2 protein-coding genes and 1 pseudogene are annotated in these 3,046 nt (G+C 57.2%); 1 reads left to right on the top strand and 2 read right to left on the bottom strand.

Annotated features, from left to right (window positions below; translation table 11 throughout):
* Window positions 1-124: 124 nt before the first annotated feature.
* The gene (locus tag CR157_RS21915; protein WP_110285638.1) at window positions 125-430 is read right to left on the bottom strand and encodes a panthothenate synthetase; all 306 of its coding nucleotides are present in this window, start codon (window positions 428-430) and stop codon (window positions 125-127) included.
* 519 nt (window positions 431-949) lie between these two features.
* Here CR157_RS21915 and CR157_RS21910 point away from each other — a divergent pair.
* Window positions 950-1,387: pseudogene (locus tag CR157_RS21910) on the top strand (transposase); the annotation flags it as partial.
* 60 nt (window positions 1,388-1,447) lie between these two features.
* Here CR157_RS21910 and CR157_RS21905 read toward each other — a convergent pair.
* On the bottom strand, window positions 1,448-2,611 hold the full coding sequence (locus CR157_RS21905) for a YncE family protein (RefSeq protein WP_110285636.1): 1,164 nt from the start codon (window positions 2,609-2,611) through the stop codon (window positions 1,448-1,450).
* Window positions 2,612-3,046: the final 435 nt, after the last annotated feature.

Below are 3,046 nucleotides of genomic sequence, written 5' to 3'. Positions count from 1 at the left end.
TCGGCCAGAAGCGGTCCTTCATCATGTGCTGATATAATGCTTGAGTTAAGGGGCGCCGGGCGTGTACTCCGGATGAACGCGGGTCCGGTCTCGGCGTCCCCTTGAACAAATGGTTAGGCGGATATCACGCCCACTTCTTGCCGAGCTCCTCCAACCCAGCTTTTTGTAAATCCTCCGGGCTCATCAGAATTCTGAATTTACAGGTGGCCTGGAAGTTGAGAAAGAAGGGCTCCGCAAAGAAGGGCACTTCTGATGGAGTTTTTACATCAATCACGAAGATTCCGCCGCGTTTCCCATCTTGCTCAGTGAAATAGGCTGTCTCTGGCTTAATTGATTCGAGTATTCGCCCAATGATCTCGCCCGCCTTGCCATTTCTGACGAGGGAGTTAAAAGGCTCAAGCGGGAAATCGACTGTAAGTAACATTTTCATGTAACGGCCTCCATTTATTGTGGCATTTGTAGGATGTGCCGCATGCGCCTAACAGGTATTAGGTAGCACGCTCTGATATGGGATGAACGCGCATGCACGTTCAACAATGTTATATCGCACACCACCTGCATCTTAACCCATTGAAACACCGAAACATTAAGTATAGCTCGGCCACATAACACCAATCACCGCGCATGCTGCATAACACGGATGAACGAGCATGCTGCCTTTGCCGGCATGGCCGCTCTGGGTCGTCAACTATCTTAACCACCCATCAGTATAGGCTAAGGTTCCTTACTCGGCCAGAAGCTGACATTCAACTTAATCTGACATAACGCGCTAGCGCAGCTGCGGCGAAGTCATCGGTGCAGCGCCTCGTTAAGTAATTGGTGAGCGAAAGCCTCTAGAAGCTCCTCGTTTTCATCCTGCAGCTCCTTAATCTTCTCCTGAAGACGTAAGCACTCGTCCGGAGAAAAGCATCTGACAACAGCGGCATGGTGGTGCTTGGTAACCTTTCTCCCCATTGGAAAGTCGCTGGAGATGACTGCCTACTCGCACAGTCGCCGACTAAACGTACTGAGTTTCCTGAGCCGCCGAGGTAAGCTGGTCTATCAGACCACCACCGAATTGGTGACGACAGAGACGGTCATCGCCGCCTTCGACCACTTCATTACCCAGAAGTCCCCCGACACCTTCGCGATCGTGGTGCTGGACAATGCCAGCATACATCGTTCTGCGTCATTCAAGCGCAAGCGCCTGGAGTGGCTGGACCAGCGGATCCACGTGGTACATCTGTCGGCCTACTCGCCAGAGTTGAACATGATCGAGATCCTCTGGCGCCAGGTCAAGTATGCCTAGCTGCCGCTGACCGTCTATGAAAGCTTTGCGACGTTGCGCAGCGAGGTAGAACAAATCCTGTCAGGCTACGGAACGGAATACGCAGTTTCATTTGCATAGGAACTTATGACCACGCTCGTTTCAGTGGCCGATTGTCAGATGATTGGCATCACCACACACTCAGCTCTTCCGGGCAGCGTCGGCCGACACCGCCCATACTCCGTGCGGGCCCGGCCCGACCTCAATCGTGGCGACTTTCTCGCGGGTGGCGACGTCGAAGACTACGAGGGTTCCGTTCGTGTGGTCGGCGACCGCGGCGAGCTCCCCATCAGGGGTGAAGTTGACGTGGTGGGGACTCCCCGGGATCCCGAGACGGGCCAGGACCTCGTAGGTGGCGGTGTCAATGACGATCGCCTCGCGGGTGTGATGATCGGTGACCCAGACCTCGCCCCCTTCAGGCGTGAACGCGAGGTGGTGGGCCTCTTTCCCGACCGGCATGGTCTCCAGAAGCTCACCCTCCGCACTGAAGGCGTGCACGAGACCACGCCAGTCCGTAACCCAGAAACGTCCGTCGGGGCCAAACAGGATGTTGTGCGGGGACTGGCCGGTCGGGACGTAGTCGACGACCTCATGCGCGTCGAGGTCGACGATGGCGAGCTCGCCGGTGTGGTTCAGCGTTACCCAGGCGGTCATCCCGTCGGGGGCGATCGCCGTGTCGTGTGGCTGGCCCCGGAGGGGGATGCTGGTAATGTGCTCTCCGTCGAGGGTGACAAGGTCGAGTCGCTCGGCCATCTCGTTCGCGACGACGAACAGGTCGCCGGTTGCTTTCACGTCGTGGGGGGTGTCACCGAGTTCGACGAAGGTGAGTTCCCCGTCACGGACGATAGCGAGCTCGGTTCCCCGGTACAACGTCCCGGCGGCGGTCCCATCCTCAGCGACAGTGACGTTATGCGGACCACTCGGCGTGTTGTACCCTTCTATCACCTCCCGCGCATCGAGGTCGACAAGAACAAACCGCTCGGCGTCCTCGACCCCGACCCAGACTAGCCGCACGCCCGGCTCAGGGGTGGGCGTTGAGGCAGGGGCCAGTTGCCAGCCCGCAAGCACCGCCGCTACGAACGTGACGAAAAGCCACCGCAGGATGCGACACCCTTCCGCAGCCGTGCCCGCCCGACGGTAACCAACTGCTGAGCAGCTACCGTTACCGCCCCTTCTGCAGGTGCGCAGGTGTGCGCCCAGGCTGATCAGCCATTCGCCTCCAGCCCTGGTCTGCTGGGTGTGGGACTCGGTGCCCGAGTCCATGTTGCCAACGATAGGAAGACGGAGGAAAAGTAAAATTGACATGGACGTTCCTGATACCGGTGAACAAGCAGGTTTACACCGCTTCAATGACTCTCTAGGGTTCCGCTCTTACTACACTAAAGCTACTGCAGGTCCTGGCTGAGGTCCAGCTAGGTTAGGGCAGACTTAACAGTCATGCACCAGCAGCCATTTGGTTCTCTTCATGGTTCCCCACACACGAGACCGCAACGGTCAATGTAAACTGCTCGCCATTCAATTCGACATTCAATGCCCGGGTCTTTTACTTTAGTTCGATGGACAATTCGCTGACCCGAGACCACGCGAGAAGATCGAGATGAATGGAGCCGGCAGCTGTCCGAAGCAAGATCGCAAGGCGAGGATCCCAGTTTAGCTCTGACAGATGCAGCTCCCGCGCGAACGCATGCTAAAATCAGCCTCGGAGTGAAACACTGCCCTCTTTCAAGCCAAGGCTTCCAT

This window comes from Halomonas sp. LBP4, assembly GCF_003202205.1.
In the GTDB taxonomy this organism is placed as follows: domain Bacteria; phylum Pseudomonadota; class Gammaproteobacteria; order Pseudomonadales; family Halomonadaceae; genus Halomonas; species Halomonas flagellata.
Note: the sequence above shows the minus strand (reverse complement) of the source record. Positions and strands in the feature narration are given on the sequence as shown.